General features: G+C 38.2%; 17 protein-coding genes and 1 pseudogene. 3 read left to right on the forward strand and 15 right to left on the reverse strand.

What is annotated here, in order from left to right; translation table 11 throughout:
• Positions 1 to 99 precede the first annotated feature (99 nt).
• On the reverse strand, positions 100 to 1,407 hold the full coding sequence (locus tag QYB95_RS12590; protein WP_301138682.1) for an Nramp family divalent metal transporter: 1,308 nt from the start codon (positions 1,405 to 1,407) through the stop codon (positions 100 to 102).
• Positions 1,408 to 1,795: 388 nt separating this feature from the next.
• Positions 1,796 to 2,671 (reverse strand): AraC family transcriptional regulator, encoded by an 876-nt coding sequence (locus QYB95_RS12595; RefSeq protein WP_301138789.1) that lies wholly within the window; start codon positions 2,669 to 2,671, stop codon positions 1,796 to 1,798.
• A gap of 121 nt (positions 2,672 to 2,792) precedes the next feature.
• Between QYB95_RS12595 and QYB95_RS12600 the strand changes: the two genes are divergently transcribed.
• Complete coding sequence (locus QYB95_RS12600; protein ID WP_301138683.1) at positions 2,793 to 3,719, forward strand: DMT family transporter; 927 nt, start codon at positions 2,793 to 2,795, stop codon at positions 3,717 to 3,719.
• Positions 3,720 to 3,810: 91 nt separating this feature from the next.
• On the opposite strand, the gene QYB95_RS12605 is transcribed toward QYB95_RS12600, so the two are convergent.
• From QYB95_RS12605 to QYB95_RS12665, 13 genes and pseudogenes are all read right to left on the reverse strand, one after another.
• The gene (locus tag QYB95_RS12605) at positions 3,811 to 4,080 is read right to left on the reverse strand and encodes a DMP19 family protein (RefSeq protein WP_301138790.1); all 270 of its coding nucleotides are present in this window, start codon (positions 4,078 to 4,080) and stop codon (positions 3,811 to 3,813) included.
• Positions 4,081 to 4,086: 6 nt separating this feature from the next.
• Complete coding sequence (locus tag QYB95_RS12610; RefSeq protein ID WP_301138684.1) at positions 4,087 to 4,260, reverse strand: hypothetical protein; 174 nt, start codon at positions 4,258 to 4,260, stop codon at positions 4,087 to 4,089.
• A 725-nt stretch (positions 4,261 to 4,985) separates the two neighbouring features.
• Complete coding sequence (locus tag QYB95_RS12615; protein ID WP_301138685.1) at positions 4,986 to 5,447, reverse strand: GNAT family N-acetyltransferase; 462 nt, start codon at positions 5,445 to 5,447, stop codon at positions 4,986 to 4,988.
• Between the two features lie 166 nt (positions 5,448 to 5,613).
• Positions 5,614 to 6,093, reverse strand: a complete 480-nt coding sequence (locus QYB95_RS12620; RefSeq protein ID WP_301138686.1) for a hypothetical protein — start codon at positions 6,091 to 6,093, stop codon at positions 5,614 to 5,616.
• A 6-nt stretch (positions 6,094 to 6,099) separates the two neighbouring features.
• Positions 6,100 to 7,122, reverse strand: a complete 1,023-nt coding sequence (locus tag QYB95_RS12625) for a DUF3231 family protein (RefSeq protein ID WP_301138687.1) — start codon at positions 7,120 to 7,122, stop codon at positions 6,100 to 6,102.
• A gap of 103 nt (positions 7,123 to 7,225) precedes the next feature.
• Positions 7,226 to 8,314, reverse strand: coding sequence for an NAD(P)-dependent alcohol dehydrogenase (locus QYB95_RS12630; RefSeq protein ID WP_301138688.1), 1,089 nt, complete (start codon positions 8,312 to 8,314; stop codon positions 7,226 to 7,228).
• Positions 8,315 to 8,486: 172 nt separating this feature from the next.
• On the reverse strand, positions 8,487 to 10,130 hold the full coding sequence (locus tag QYB95_RS12635) for a DUF4179 domain-containing protein (RefSeq protein WP_301138689.1): 1,644 nt from the start codon (positions 10,128 to 10,130) through the stop codon (positions 8,487 to 8,489).
• The gene (locus tag QYB95_RS12640; RefSeq protein ID WP_301138690.1) at positions 10,117 to 10,650 is read right to left on the reverse strand and encodes an RNA polymerase sigma factor; all 534 of its coding nucleotides are present in this window, start codon (positions 10,648 to 10,650) and stop codon (positions 10,117 to 10,119) included. The genes QYB95_RS12635 and QYB95_RS12640 overlap by 14 nt, the downstream gene beginning before the upstream one ends.
• Before the next feature lie 120 nt (positions 10,651 to 10,770).
• Positions 10,771 to 11,586 (reverse strand): undecaprenyl-diphosphate phosphatase, encoded by an 816-nt coding sequence (locus QYB95_RS12645; RefSeq protein WP_301138691.1) that lies wholly within the window; start codon positions 11,584 to 11,586, stop codon positions 10,771 to 10,773.
• 81 nt (positions 11,587 to 11,667) lie between these two features.
• Positions 11,668 to 11,760, reverse strand: a pseudogene (locus QYB95_RS12650) (hypothetical protein); the annotation flags it as partial.
• A 212-nt stretch (positions 11,761 to 11,972) separates the two neighbouring features.
• Positions 11,973 to 13,436 carry a hypothetical protein gene (locus QYB95_RS12655; protein ID WP_301138692.1) on the reverse strand — a complete coding sequence of 488 codons (1,464 nt, stop codon included), beginning with the start codon at positions 13,434 to 13,436 and terminating at the stop codon, positions 11,973 to 11,975.
• Positions 13,437 to 13,598: 162 nt separating this feature from the next.
• Positions 13,599 to 14,117 carry a spermidine/spermine N(1)-acetyltransferase gene (paiA, locus tag QYB95_RS12660; protein WP_301138693.1) on the reverse strand — a complete coding sequence of 173 codons (519 nt, stop codon included), beginning with the start codon at positions 14,115 to 14,117 and terminating at the stop codon, positions 13,599 to 13,601.
• Between the two features lie 17 nt (positions 14,118 to 14,134).
• Entirely contained in the window at positions 14,135 to 14,587 is a 453-nt protein-coding gene (locus QYB95_RS12665) for a MarR family winged helix-turn-helix transcriptional regulator (protein WP_301138694.1), read from the reverse strand.
• A gap of 119 nt (positions 14,588 to 14,706) precedes the next feature.
• Here QYB95_RS12665 and QYB95_RS12670 point away from each other — a divergent pair, with 119 nt between their 5' ends.
• The gene (locus QYB95_RS12670; RefSeq protein WP_301138695.1) at positions 14,707 to 15,147 is read left to right on the forward strand and encodes a GNAT family N-acetyltransferase; all 441 of its coding nucleotides are present in this window, start codon (positions 14,707 to 14,709) and stop codon (positions 15,145 to 15,147) included.
• A 12-nt stretch (positions 15,148 to 15,159) separates the two neighbouring features.
• Positions 15,160 to 15,750: a YczE/YyaS/YitT family protein gene (locus tag QYB95_RS12675; protein ID WP_301138696.1), complete on the forward strand. Its 591-nt coding sequence runs from the start codon at positions 15,160 to 15,162 to the stop codon at positions 15,748 to 15,750.
• Positions 15,751 to 15,830 lie beyond the last annotated feature (80 nt).

Consider the following 15,830-nt stretch of genomic DNA (forward strand, 5'->3'; position numbering starts at 1 on the left):
TCCGATAATGCAAATAGAATAAATAAAAGTAAGTATCAACCCTTGATGGATTGGCACTTACTTTTAATTTAATAGTAATTTTATGAGCTAAAGTTGTTTTTACTTGAACAAAATATCAATAAGTTCCGAACCGCCCAGGTATACAAACATTGCAACACACGCGACCAGGATAACATTCGGTAATGTCTTATTCCGTAAAGGCTGCTCAATTTTCTTGGAATTCAGCAATATTAAAAGTGAAATTGCCAGGAAAGGCATAAATAGAGATCCAAGAGCACCATAAATAATAACGAGTTCTACTGGTTTCCCGAAGAAGTAAAGGATCATTGGCGGGAATGTTAACCAGAATAAAAAGAAACGATATGCTTTATCTGTCTCTTGCACTTGCCTGCGTGGGGCATCCTTCTTTTGGCGGATTGTTTGCACAAAGTCCGCAAATAAATAAGGAACACCATTCCACACCCCTAGTAATGATGAAAAGGCTGCTGACCAAAAGGCAACTAAAAATACCCATTTCATCGGCTCCCCAAACTCTTGGCCCAGTAGTCCGGCTAAATCTATAAGCCCCTGATCACCTCTTAGATTAACGTCTGTGCCGAAGAGGAATTGAGCGCCAATAACTAGCCCGGCAATTGTAAAAATAGCCGTTAAAGTATAAGCGACTTTGGAATCCAGACGCATAGTCGACACCCATTTAGGACCCGACCATTTCTTCTCGGCCAGCCAATAACCGTACGAGGCCATTGTAATTGTACCTCCTACTCCGCCGATTAAACCCATCATCAGCATGAATGAACCGTCTGGCACACGGGGCACAAAACCACTCATGAATTCTCCAAAGCTTGGCAAGAACAATAAAGCCGTCCCAATAATAGTAATAAACATAATACCGATTAACACTGTCATTACTTTTTCAACTACATGGTACTTACCAAACCACACTAGTAAAAATCCGGCAACTGCATGAATTGCTGCCCATGCCCATAATGGGATAATCGGGAATACTGCATACAAGGCCATTGCACATGTCGATGCGGCCGTTGCTCCGTATACAAATCCCCAAAGAATTGAATATACACCAAAATATCCAGTTGCCCATTTACCAAGTTGCTGCCACCCTTGTACCATCGTACGTTCTGAAGCCAAATGCCATCTGCCTACACCTTCATTTAAGAAGTATTTCAGTATGGATCCGACTAAGATTGCCCATATAAAGGTCATTCCAAATTGTGTTCCAATTACAATTGATGTGATTAAGTCAGCTGTCCCCACCCCAGTTGCCGCTACTACAATACCTGGACCAACCTGCTTAAGTTTCTGTCCCATTGTTTCTGGCGGTGATAGTAAATAATCCGGCACAGCATCTGCTGTTGTAGCCGCCACCCTTTCATTTGTATGCGTTTCCATTTAACCCCTCCTTAATGTACGCATTTCGTACTAAAGTACGCTATTAAATTAAACGTAATATAAGGATAACAAGTATGTGGCATAGAGACAATACCTTTATCGGAATTTTTATAATATTTAAAATTGGATCCAGGTATCTTTTGCAATTGCTCTAACATTTTCCATATCCATGGAATTCTCCTCCCTGATTAAGAATTCGTAACCTCCCCGATTTAATTTTTTAAAAAGTATCCGCTTTGGTAAAACCTTTTCATTTCATTAACCAAATTATTCCTTCTCTATATTTCCATCAAAATGGAAAATGGTTGGTATTAAATGGTCCACTTAAATAATTTCAACAAAAAAGAGCTTTACTCCTTCCCGGACTAAAACTCCTTAGATGATCAGGTCAATTTCTTACTTTTTTATATGCCAATGGTGTCATATTCATCGACTTACGAAATTTATCGATGAAGTAACTCGTACTATTAAAACCTACTTGATAGGCGACATCCGTTACAGTAAGATGCGATTGTTGCAGTAATATTAGGCTTTTTTGAATCCGATATTCCGTCACGTAGTTTAATGGCGATTTTTTTAAGAATCGTTTGAAGTAACGGCAGCATTCTGAACGGCTTAATTGCCCAGCTTGTGCAATATCTTCAAGAAGGATTTTTTCGGTATAGTTTTGATGAATCCAATTTAGCATTTGCTTCATCCTTAGATCTTTTATCGTTTCCTTCTCTTTGAACTCCAATTGAAGCCCATTTTTTATTAGATTCATCCATATACATGTAATTTCCATACTGATGTCAAGCTCATAGTATGGAAGGCGTTGGCTAATTAACTGTTCAACCTTTGCAATGGCAGCCAAAATGCGATTCGCCCAGGAATTTCTGGAATCTAAATGCAAATATTGAAGATTCGTTGCTTGAATATAGGGAGACACAAAAGTCGTATAAAGTTCATGTGATACCACGAAATGAGGAGAAACATTTAGACAAATGTAGACACACCCCGTACTTTTCTGGTCTTTTGCCCTATGCAAGCGCCCACTATTGATGAATAAGCCTTCTCCTTCTTGAACTAAAATGGTTTCTTCATTTATTTGAAAATTAGCGATCCCTTTTAAAACGACTACAAATTGAAATTCATCATGCCAATGAAGTGGGATATGGCCATTTATATTCTCGCTTATGGTCGTTACATAACAGGCAACCGGCAGCACAATTGTACGGTGCTCCGTTAGTTCCTTTAAATTCCGGTCAACAATAAAATCCCTTATTTGCACGGTATCACCTCAATATTCTTATACTTTTCAATTCAATTTACGTATTATTTCTAATTCACTTCATTTATCTTAAAGATATTATAATACTATTTTCATATTTAAAGGCGGTTTTAGGATGAATCGAAACAAAGGTATGCTTCTAGTTATCACAGGAGCCATGTTTTGGGGGATCGGCGGCACAGTTGCACAAAAACTTTTTCAACAATACGGGGTTGATGTTGATTGGCTTGTCACAACTCGATTACTTATAGCGGGCGTTTTACTATTGGCAGTTCAGTTTGCCTTTAAGGATCGTTCGCAAATTTTAGGAGTATGGAAAGAAGGAAAAGTAGCTATTCATTTAATCATTTTCGGTTTACTTGGTATGTTGGCAGTCCAGTATACATATATGGCATCGATTAAACACGGAAATGCGGCCGTTGCAACACTCTTGCAGTATCTTGCTCCCGTCATGATTATCATTTACGCCATTCTCCGTAAACAAAGCTCTTTGACTCGAGGAGATGTATGGACAGTTTCATTGGCCTTGATTGGTTGCTTTTTCTTATTGACAAATGGCTCCATCTCCAAATTTTCAGTACCCCCGCTTGCTATTATTTGGGGTGTTTTATCAGGCGTAGCCCTTGCTTTTTATACGTTATATGCAATCCCTTTATTAAAGCAATTTGATTCCCTCGTCATCGTTGGTTGGGCTATGATTATCGGAGGCTTCGCTTTAAGCTTTATCCACCCTCCATGGCAGATCGACATGAATAGTTTTACAGGGGAAGCTTATTTTTACTTAGTGTTTGTTATTATTTTCGGTACGATGATTGCCTTTTGGTTTTATATTGAAAGTCTGCAAAGCCTGGCTCCTAAAGAATCAAGTCTTTTGGGAAGCATAGAACCATTGGCAGCGGTCTTAACAACCGTCTTTTGGTTAAGAGAGCCTTTTGGGATATTCCAATGGATCGGTGCACTCTGTATCCTTATTATGATTGTATTCTTGGCTATGTATAAGAAGAAAGATAGTGCCCCACAATCTTCTGCAAATACAGGTTGAGCCGCTGTTCCTCAAAAATTGGCGATAATCAACTTTTAGGGTCACCGCCAATTTTTGAGTTTTTTATTATGTACTAAGAATATTGTCAGTTCTATTCAATAATAAATTCTGCTTCATGTTGCTCCAGATACTTCTCTAAGAAATCATTGACTGTTGGCTCCAGTGCATAATATTCTAAATCCAGTTTTAGGAATTTCCCCTCTTCCGTCGCCTCAATATAATCCTCTACATCGTCAATACTTGATAGCTGCATGGTGTTAAAGATGTTGACTGCCCTAGTGAGAATAATGGCTTGTTGATTTGCACCTATTTTATTTAGAGCATTAACACTTTCCTTTACCAATTTTGCCCCCCGGTTAATAAAATATTATAAATGCCCTCCATTTTGGACTTCGGAATCATACCAAAAACAAAGTTGTGCAACCTTTTGTATTTGAGTTAAATCCCCGTATTCCTCCATAGCAAGCAGATCAATAAATTGATTCCACTTTTCATACGGGTTTTCATTTAACATTTCCTTTGTTACCATACGTTTTATCATAGTAAAGCCCTCCTAATTCCGGTCCGCATGAAAAACACTGTTTTGATTTCGATTTTATAGTTGATTTAGTTTTAAATTTCCCATAAAAATTATTTCTAACATGACGTATGATAAATTTTATTCAGTCTATACTATAAGAGATTTCACTTCGATTCCAATGAATTGGGAGGGTTAACCCGATGAGTGCGGATGATCGTTTTCTCTAAGGAAATCTGACTTAAATCGTGGATACATGTGTAATCAGGCCCGGAATTTATTCCGGGTTTTTTCTTTTTGGCGCATGAAATATGCAAATTCGTCTATACTATAAGAGATTTCACTTCAAATCCAATGACTTGGGAGGGTTAACCCGATGAGTGCGAATGGTCGTTTTCTCTGAAGGACCGTCTAACTGAATAAGCTTGTGCAATATCTTGAGTTCATCTTAAGGTACAATGCGAAAGCGAGGCAGCGTGTCATGGATAACAAAATGTAGTGTAATCAGACCCGGATTAATTCCGGGTTTTTAATTTTTCTAAGTATAAAACATAGTAATTGTCCCATACTATTAGAGATTTCACTTTAAATCCAATGAATTGGGAGGGTTAACCCGATGAGTGCGGATGGACGTTTTCTCTAAGGAAATCTAACTGAATCGTGGATCATGTGTAATCAGACCCGGATTAATTTCCGGGTTTTTTCTTTGCCTTCCTAATTGTCCCCCGACGACCAACCAATCCCCTCATCTAACTCGGGAAATACTCCATCGGCTCCTTACAATGTACATAGCCATTTTTAAGATAATAGGGAATCGCTTCATCACTTGGCCATACAATCACAAACTCATATTCGTTTTCCTCAATCCAATTATTAATAAAGCTAAGCAGTTTACTTCCAACGCCCATATTTCGATATTCCGGCACTGTATAGACATTTGTCATATAAACAAATGGATGTGTAACTCTACCCGGCCGCGGTACTTTGTGTATTAATTCTATGTATATATGGGAAACAATCTTTCCAGCTTCTTCTACTACCCAAACAAACCATTGACCACTGGATAAAGCCTTTTCAAAAAATGAGTGAAATTCCGACGCAAACTTAGTATAGGAACAGTTGATTTTACTCTCATCGTGCTCAATGGTAAAATCCCAGCGCATCTTGATTAATTGCTCAACGTCTTTTGCTTCGGCAAGCCTTATGTTCATCGAATTCCTCCCTGTGTTCAAATTATAAAATGAGCTCATTTATAATAATTTCCACAAAAAAAAAGCAAATCCTTGTTGGAAATGCCTCTTTATACAATAAATTTACAAAAGCATTTACTCTGCCAAAATGCTTCTTTTATAAGCATAATATTTAGCATCAAAATCCTTATCGAAGCCAGTCAGTCCTCTTTTTTATATTCCTAACTATCATTTTTATAAGTAAGCCGATGCCTATTCCTAAAATCAAAAATAATATCGGCAAAAAGACAGGACCAAACAAAACCCCGAACAACTCCAGATTTGAAGAATAGATTACCCCGATTGTTCCGAAATAGGCGCTAAAGACAAAGGGCATAAAAGAAACCGTTCCTGTCTCTCCCTTTACTTCCCGATAGGCATCCCATATAGCGAACATATAAAGACATGGATAAAACATGAGCCAATCATAATTGGTACTTTCAATAGCTCCCTTCATGTTGCCCTGAAAGCTGTAAACAATCACTTTGTTTAGATTTGCTTGAACATTGATTAAAACTTCTAATCCAACAAACAATACACCCTTAAGAAATTGACCATTCAGAATTTGCCCGAAGCCAGGTAGAGCAATACTCCAAAGGATTTTCTCAATTTGACCTTCCTTTGCCATCTCGAATCAATCCACAGTATTTTTTTTCTTCGTTAGTAGATCCTTGTCCTTTGTTCCTGGCGGTTGTTCCAGCCATCCATTTTCAATCAGGATGTCGGAACCGTCTTTTGCATATTGGGCAATTTCTAGGGATAAACGTTCGTAGTTAAGAATCAAGTCACTTCTTTGGCTTGCGGCTGCTGCCGTTGCATAATTTCCTATTCCAGCTGTAACAAGCAAGGCCATATGGAACATTATTAATTTATCCGAAAAGGGCGAAATCGTAGAATCTGTTATACAAACATCAGGTGAAACAGGTGGTTGTATATCATTATCAAGCAGGGCTTTGGTAAATATCTGAATATGTTTCTGTGAAATTTCTTTTCCCTTTAAAAACCATTTTTGAATTTTCTCAACAGGTGATGCTTGTGCAAAGCTTTGAGCAATTTTGCTTCCTAGTGCATTTGTTTGAATATTCATGTATAGATAAGATATTTCAACCATATTTAAAGGACGTTTATTACTGAAGGGATTTAGCCCGCTTAGATATTTTTTACTGTCTACATAATCTGTTTTGGTTGGATAGGCTACATATGGCGCTCTTACAAATAAGCCTTTTGCAAGAAGCACTTTCGAACTCCTCTCGAATAACTTCGAGGATTCATTAAGACCTTCAATGAAGTAATTCCTTATATCATCCCTGGCGCTCAATGAAGTAAATCCGCTAAATGCAAGCATTCCAACTTTTGCCATATGGTTTATATAGGTTAACATATAGGTATCAGTATACATTCGTGGGGCGTTTATATTCACATCATTCTCAGTAAATCCCGAAGGCATCGGCATTTGTTCCTCATTGTAAATACTTGTTAACTTTTCAATATGGGTTGCGGATAGATTGTAGGAAAATTGGATAATGGATTTAATTTCCTCATCTTCTACATGATTTAAGAAATAGCTCAACACACACTTAGACATACTATCATTCATATAGTTCGTCCATATCGACGCAATTTCACTAGATGTAAGCATTGTTTGTTGCTCAGACATAACGGTTGCCCTCCAAAGAATATTTTTACTGCATAAATCTATTCTTTGCAAACAACGGTTTTTTATTACTGAATCTTATACATATTGGAACATTGTGGAGATTTTATTGAATACGCAAAATCGGTTTAATTGCCTCGCCATTTTTGGATGCCAAGAATGCTTCATTAATTTGGTCGAAATCGTAGAATTTTACTAATTTATCAAATGGGAATTGACCAGCTTTGTAGTAGTCAACTAATTGCGGAATAAAGACATTAGGTACTGAATCTCCCTCGATGACACCTACCATTGTTTTGCCTTCAGCCATTATATCGTTATGAACATCTATATTCATTTCAGGTGTCACACCAACGATTGCTGCGACGCCCAGTGGTCGCAAAGCTTGTAAACATTGACGAACTACAGGCGGTACCCCTGTTGTATCTACTGCGTAATTGGTACCGCCACTTGTTAATTCTTTAATTTCTTTTACTACATCTACTTTTGTTCCATTAAATGTATGTGTTGCACCTAGTTCTTTCGCTAGCTCTAAGCGTGAGTCGTGGACATCAACAGCAATAATTGTTTTACTGCCTACAATTTTTGCCGCCATAACAGCACTTAAGCCAACAGCACCCGCACCATAAATGGCAATCGTTGATCCGAATTCTGGCTTGAGTTTATTAAGAACCGTACCCGCCCCTGTTTGAATACCACAACCTAAAGGACCGAGTAATGCTAAATCTACTTCTTTATCAACTTTTACAACATTGCGTTCGTGAGCAACAGCAAATGTGCCAAAGGAAGATTGACCGAAGAACGTTGAAAGTGGCTGTCCATCTTTTGACAACCGGTGGGTGGAATCATTATGTGTACCCCCAAAGTTTAAGTCATTAAATGTTTCGCAAACTGTTGGGTGACCTGTTAAACAATGATCGCAATGACCACAATGTGCAAATGATAATACTACGTGGTCGCCTTTTTCAAAACGAGTAACACCTCCACCCACTTCTTCTATAATCCCTGCCCCTTCATGCCCTAATACCGCCGGCAGTGGTGCAATTGCTGCATCGCGTGCAACTGCATCCGTGTGGCAAACACCTGTCGCCACAATTTTCACCAACACCTCATTTGCTTTAGGTGCTGCCAATTCCACTTCTTCAACAATAAAATCCTCACCTTGTGCATTTGTAACTGCAGCTTTAATTTTCAAATTTCTATCCTCCAATGTGGTAGCTAATTGAATTCCACTATCATTCTGAGCGTCAGAGGATCGCTATGACCCAATCAAGTGAATATCAATATTATTTTGATTCATTGGAGGCAAGAATATGCAATTATTGCTACATTGCTAAAATGCTCTTCCATTTATCACTTTTAAAAGGTTATTTCCCAGCCTTAAGTGGAATGCGCATCTCATCATTAGGGTGATTGGTTGTATACTGATAAATGTAAATATCGAGCTCTGTCTTGTCGAAGTTTTCATATATGTCCATATTTTTATTATTCCCATCGCCCCTTAATCCCAGCATCGCAGGCTTCCCATAATTCCTGTCATTACCATTCAGATAATAGGTTTGAGTGACTCCTCCGAACGTCGGGTCTGAGCTCAAGGATTCTACATATAAATTATTATCCTTCAAATAATAAGTCCATGTGACCGGATACCCAGCTATTTTGGTAGTTATGCTTTGTTGCTCACTTGATATGTCGGTCAAACGAATCGAATTGTCGTTGCCTTCAAATATATCAACACGGTGTTTAGCTATTAGGCTCACGGGTTGTTCTGCAAGAGAAGCCCAGTCCAGTCCGGACATTTCGAAGCGCAACTCCATCTTATCGGGATGCTTGGTATGCCATATGGCCCCGTCTAACATAGTTCCACCTACGTCTAGTTGATAGTCCATGTATGGAAGAAGAATGTACTTTTCATTAGTAAGGATTAGGCGAATCTGGGTAGGTGTTACGATCATTTCATGGAATTCTGTTCCTTCAACCCCACCTTCAAATGGGATATTTAAAACCTCCCTAAATGAACCATTTTCCAACTTCTTTTTAGATAGAGCTAAATCCAAGCCCCAAGTTCCCTCAACGGTTTTTAGTGTACGATCATAGAAAAGCTGGAATTGAGTTCCTTCAGCACGTAAAGTGTCAGATTGGAATATTTGCTCGCTCACGTATTCTCCGGATGCTCCCGGAGCTCCGAATTTTGAAGTTTCAGCTTCCCGAATCGGTTCATTCCTTTCATTGATGGCGTGGATGCGCACCCAGCTTTTGTTCTGCATTTCGGGATTCGTAAATGTAACGGACGATTGAAGCAACACACGATCCTCGGCTTGTTCAAAAGATTGCAAGGTCACGCTGCCAATCCCATCCTTTTGAATTTGGAATTCTTGCTTTTTAGAATTGTTGGGGTCATAGTTGATGGACTGTTTCCCATCATCAATGAACTGGATATCCTCCATTGAAAATTCAATATTGGCCGTAGTTCCTTCAGCAATCCAGTCGGTCTCAAAGTAACCTTGAAATAGACCACTGTCTTCATTCCAGCGCTGTACATAATGACCTTCGATGAAGTTACCCCCGTCATCTTTCAGTCCGATTCGATCAAAGCTTATATTCTTTCCATCCCATGATGAGTCAGGTTTCAAACTGTAGAGCAGGAAGGTTCTATTATCATCGATAAACGCCGTATGTACGGTTAACGTAATGCCGTCCTTAGTAATGGATTGTTCAATCGTTTGTCCAAGTCCTTTTTCTAATGCGGACTCAATACCCTGTCTATGAGATAGAATATCTGACCAATCGTAAGTCAGGGCTGCATAAACCGGTGTAGCCAACAACGCTACTGATAATCCTGCAACCATAGCAAATCGCTTTCTATTCCGTGAGCGTACCGCAATCGGTTCCATGCTGGTATCCTTCAGCTCATCTTGCTGGATACTGCTCCACATCCGATCAAAGTCTGGATAAGGTACTTTATTTGATGTCTTTAGCTCTTTTTTAAGTTTTCCCTCAATGCGTTCCATATTGATTCTCTCCCTTCAACCAAATGTTGTGATTGTGCTCGAGTTTTTTTCGCAGGATTTTCAAGGCTTTGTTATTTCTTGATTTCACGGTCCCTACAGGAATCTTGAGGATTTCGGCAATTTCCTTAATAGTTAGCTCACCAATATAGCGAAGAGTAATAACGGCCATCAATTTATCTGGGAGCTGCTTCAGCAATTCTCCCCACTCCTCGGCAACCGCCCTTTCCATTACAATAGTATCTACGGTTTTAACCGTTCCTGTCGTCTGCTCATGGAACAATTGGACTTGGTTTTGCTTTTTCTGCTTCGATTGATTCTTTTTAAGTAGGTTTAAGCAGTGATTCATGGTTATGCGCAGTATCCAAGCCCGTATATGTTCAACGCTTCTCCAATCCTGGCGGAAAACGGTGACAAATACGTCATGACAGAGATCTTCTGCATCTTGTTCGTTACGCAGCATGTAATAACAAGTTCGGTATACATCCTTGTTATAAGAATTGAATAGCTCTCTTTCTGTCAATCCAACGCACTCCTTTCTTTCCGTTATACTGTATAAACAAATGACTTTTGGAAAAGGTTCATCTTTTTACTTCGGAAACCACACAAAAAGAAGGCTTCCCCTTATGAAGAGGAGCCCCTGTTAGAAGAAAATCAATAGTAATGTCCCTACTATGAAACAATAATATGTAAAATAAACGAGCTTGCCCGTTTTCATAATGCCCATAAACCACTTCATTGCGAAATAGGTCATAAAAAGTGTAGCGATAAATGCAGCTAAGTAGGGGATTGCCAGATCTGCTTTATTAGGTTCATTTAAAAAGTCAGAAAAACCTAATATAACTCCCCCAAGACTCACCGGGATATACAACATAAAGGAAAAACGAAGTGCCGTATCTTGTTTCATTCCAACGGCAATTGCCGAAATAATCGTTGCACCGGAACGGCTAATTCCTGGCGTTAAAGCAACAGCCTGTCCTAACCCAACAATGAACGCATCCCTACTCGTGATATCACGTTCATCCTTCACCCCTTTTATATTACGAATTATCCACAAGGCCAGCCCCGTGACAAATAACATGAGGGCAATGATTGTCATACTGACATTTTCTGCAATATAGTCATTCAATAGAACACCAAGAACCCCTGCAGGAATCGTACCAATGATGATAAAGCAAACAAAACGGTAGTCGCTCCGATAACGGCGATTTTTTGTTTTCAAATATTGAATGGAATTGCTGGCAAGCCTTATAATATCTTTTCTGTAAATGTAAAGAATCGCAAGCAGCGACGCCGTATTGGTTAGTATAGCGAACATAAATCCTTGTTCACCGAGTCCCAAAATTTCACTGACAATCATTACGTGTCCACTGGACGATACCGGTATCGGTTCTGTAAAACCTTGAACTAACCCAATAAGTATCATTTTAATAATGAGTACAAAATCTAATTCTCCCATGCAACTCCTCCTATAGGTACACCTTTATTACACAAAACGCAAACCATATAGAAAATGTTTCCATATAATGATTTGATTAGGTTAATTATCCTCCTTACCCCGTCTTCTTTTATAAAGATTTTGCAATTGCTTCATATTTTTTATAGCCCATGTGTAATGATGGGAAGTATTAGCTGCAAAATAGCTGTATAGATTACTCCATTTCGTCCACTTATACTACTTTTTTGCGATTATTTCTTCATTGGTATGTAAGTTTATTAGATTCATCACTCGTTTATGACTTAACTTCCTCGCTACTTTCCAGTAGAATTTCTTTTTCACTTTTTGCGTTCATGCTAATTTCGTCTTTTTCAATTTATGGGATGATTAAATGATTGCCTCGTTATTTAGCTTTTCTTCACCAACTCTGCAACGTCCAATTCAAGATACTGCGCAACCGCTAATGCTTGTGTATAATTTGTACTTTCAGATTGGAGTAATGTCAATGTTTGTTGTACCCAAATTGGATTTCCCGCTATTACTTCAATTGTGTCATTTACTGATTGCCGTTCATGACTTTTCCAATTGGCAGCGTATCGTTCCTCCCATATCTCCTCACTTTCGTTCATGTACTCAGCTATACGTGTCAATATATAAAATTGCTCCAGATCACGACAATGTGTTTTCGCATGATGGGTATAACGCATAAGCACCTGGCCGGCATATTCATAGTCATCAATTGCTTGATATGCCTCATTACCTAGTAGCCCTAAGATGATTTCCCCAGCGCCGATAAATAACTCTTTTGAAATATCTGATTCATGCAGCATAATATCGAGCTTTCCCTTTTCAGCACAAATAAGAGAAGAATTGCTATTCATCACATTATTTTTTGTACCTTCAGTTAAAAGCCAGAATTGAATCTCTTCCGTATTTGGCTCTAAAAAGTTAATTGCTTCAATCTTTCCCCAACCGTTTACGGACTTGGCAATTTGCCAAATTGTCTCGTTCGCATTGCTTGTCCCGTTTTTGAGTGCAAACAAAGCAACTCCTGTAAATTCTTCATGTAAAGCTATCACCTGTAGTCGATCCTTTATGCTTTCGCAGTTCATGCATCCCAGAATAATGACTGCGAATTTCACGACTTCCCGGTGGGCTGCATTTTCAAGTAACCAAATCGCTTCTTGCTTTACCTGCTGCTCATCCTTATCTTCCTGTGTGAATAGCTCTATCAGTTCATGGAAATAACTGATTGCTTTCTCATCTTTAATTTTCTCATAGGTTGCTTTTCGTGTTTGGTTTGTTGGATTTTCGACTTGCTCCATAAATAATTTGAGGAGTTTTTTTGTATAGAAGGGTGTCACTCCTTCGGAAACTAACTGGTCCGATAAGCCAGGAGCCAGCTTTGGATGATTTTCATCTACTAGATAAGCATCATCAGGTAAATCTGTATTAATAATTTTGTTATGATCTTTTATCTGTTGTTCAAGATATGGGACGATCATTTCTTTGTTTGCCCATGGTAGAAACTCAAGTGTTATTACTTCCTTTAATAGAATCTTTCCATCGACTTTCACCGAAATATTCAAATGGACAAATCCACCTATTTTTACATGCACTTTATGGAGCTTACCATCATTTGTTTGAAATTTACCCGACAAAGTTGAATACGGGAATATATGGGACCAAATGGACTTCCGTTTATTGCTTGCAATCATACGACCATCCACTAGCAAACTTTCTTCCAGCATTTTATTATGTATTTCGACCTTGTGCCCTTCAAAATCGATCGACCAATATTTGTCGACCTCTTTAGCTGCATCATTCTTGATATTACGCATCTCTCGCTTAAATTCTTCTTTAAAGCCCATTGTGTACCTCCTTTTAACCTTTTAGATTCCTTTTCCTTTCTGCAACAACATTTATAAAAAAGAAAGCAATACATTTTTATATAAAACGTATTGCTCAATTCAAGATAGATCATTTCCTTTTTTAACCATATTTTACCGCAATTCTAGTAAAATTTACAGAAGTTAAAGAATTGATTTTGTCATTATATAGTCACTCTGTTCTTCCTCGCCCATATAAAATGAGTGGACCCCTGTTTGAACAAATCCCATTTTCTTATAAAACGCAATGGCATTCTCATTCTTTTCCCATACGCCTAGCCAGACTTCCTTTTTATGGAGTGCTACCGCCATTTCAATCGCTTGACTGAGCAGATACTTTCCAAGTCCATGCTTTTGAAATTTGCTTTTAATGTAAATTCTCTCTACTTCAAGTGATTGATCGCCTATTTTTTCGGACTGGGCATCGCCAGTATTAACCTTTAAATAACCGGCAACTTCCTCATTAAAATAAAGCAATAGGAATTGTGAAAATGGATTTGATAACTCCTCTTCCAATTGTTTTAGGTTGAATGCTCTTTCCAAATAAGTTTTCATGTTTTCAGGTGAATTCTGGTCCTTAAACGTTTCGTTGAATGTTTCGATGCTTATTTCTTGAAGTGTTTGCAAGTCTTCAAATGTACACTTTTTTATTTTTATCGTCATATTAATTGGCCCCTCCATCAGTAATCTCTTTTGTTCCCCTTTTTTACAAATTCCCAATCTTTTTCTACATTAGTTCGCACTCTTTGAAGAAGATGATAGATGGATTCTGCTTCTTCTTCAGAAAATCCGTTTAATGCAACAAGATTGGAATAATCATGTTCTCTTTTAATAAATGGATAAACTCCTTTCCCTTTTTCTGTTGGAAAAAGCCTATTTATTTTTTTGTTACTTTCATCATCTTTCTTTTCAATAAAGCCATTACTCTCCAGTTTTTTGATGGCCCGAGCTGCTGTTGTTCGATCTACTTTTATCATTTCCGCTAGCTTTTCCTGAATGATTCCAGGATTTTCAAATATTCGCACAAGGTACAAATACTGCCCTTTTGTAAGGTCCAATTCTTTAAACTCTATATTACTTATCGAATCCAGTGCCCTTGCAATCATTCCAATTTCACGAAGTATTTCCTTCATCTTGGACTCCTTGTTTTTATATTTATGTTGCAAATGCAACAAAATTTATTATATATTAAAGTTAATTCAACTTTGTTGTAAATGCAACAAATAATCATGTTATTAAAGGACTGATAATAATGAATGCAATTAGAATAGTGAATCAGGAAGAGTTAAACGCGGCATTTGCGATAAGAAATGATGTGTTTGTCCTGGAACAAGGTGTTCCATTAGAGGATGAATACGATCAATTTGATCATCTGGATGGACTTTGCGAACACATACTGGTTCATTACAATGAGCAGCCAGTTGGTACGGGAAGGGTCCGGTTTGTTGATGGTGTAGGTAAATTGGAAAGAATCTGCATCCTGAAAGCTTACCGCAACTTCGGACTTGGAAAAGTCATTATTAAAGCATTGGAAGAAATTGCCCAAGAACGCGGTGCTTCGCAAGTTAAGCTGCATGGTCAGACTCATGCAGAAGGTTTTTATAAAAATCTTGGGTATTATACTGATTCAGACATCTTTATGGAAGATGGCATCCCACATGTTCTCATGCGCAAAGAATTGCCTCGTATTTAGAGGTAGAGAAGAGTGAAGTATGTTTTTTATGTGATTGGCATTTTATTATTAACTCTTGGAATTACCTTCTCTATACAATCGAACCTGGGTACTTCCCCTTTTGACGCTCTTTTAGTAGGATTAGCCAAAAATGTGGGGCTTACTGTGGGGAGTTGGGAAATAGTAATTGCTGCATTATTGATTGGTTGTAATGCCATTTTAAAAAGACGAAGACCCGAAGTTTCAGGGTTGCTAACAGCAGTAATAACGGGAATTGGTATTGATGTGTGGCTATTTTTATTGCATAACTTAATAACTCCTGATCTATGGTACAGCAAATTAATCTGTTTTGGAATCGGCTTAGTTGTAATAGGACTCGGAACTGCCATCTATTTGCAGACTAATTTTGCCCCTATTCCTGTTGACCGGCTGACATTAATCATTCAAGAATTAGCGGGAACAAGCATCTTCTGGTCGAGAACAATTATATACGTGTTATTCTTGGTTATGGCTATGATTTTTAAAGGACCAATCGGCATTGGAACTATATTGACAGTTTGTTTCGGTGGGCTTCTCCTTCATTACTTTATGCCGCTCACAAAAAAGCTCATAGAACACCACTAGCCTATACCAGTACATCACATAATATTGATAAAGATTAGTTGGATTGATTTTACGCTGTTGATACCTTAATCAACAGCGTT

Source organism: Ureibacillus aquaedulcis (genome assembly GCF_030418165.1).
Lineage (GTDB): Bacteria > Bacillota > Bacilli > Bacillales_A > Planococcaceae > Ureibacillus > Ureibacillus aquaedulcis.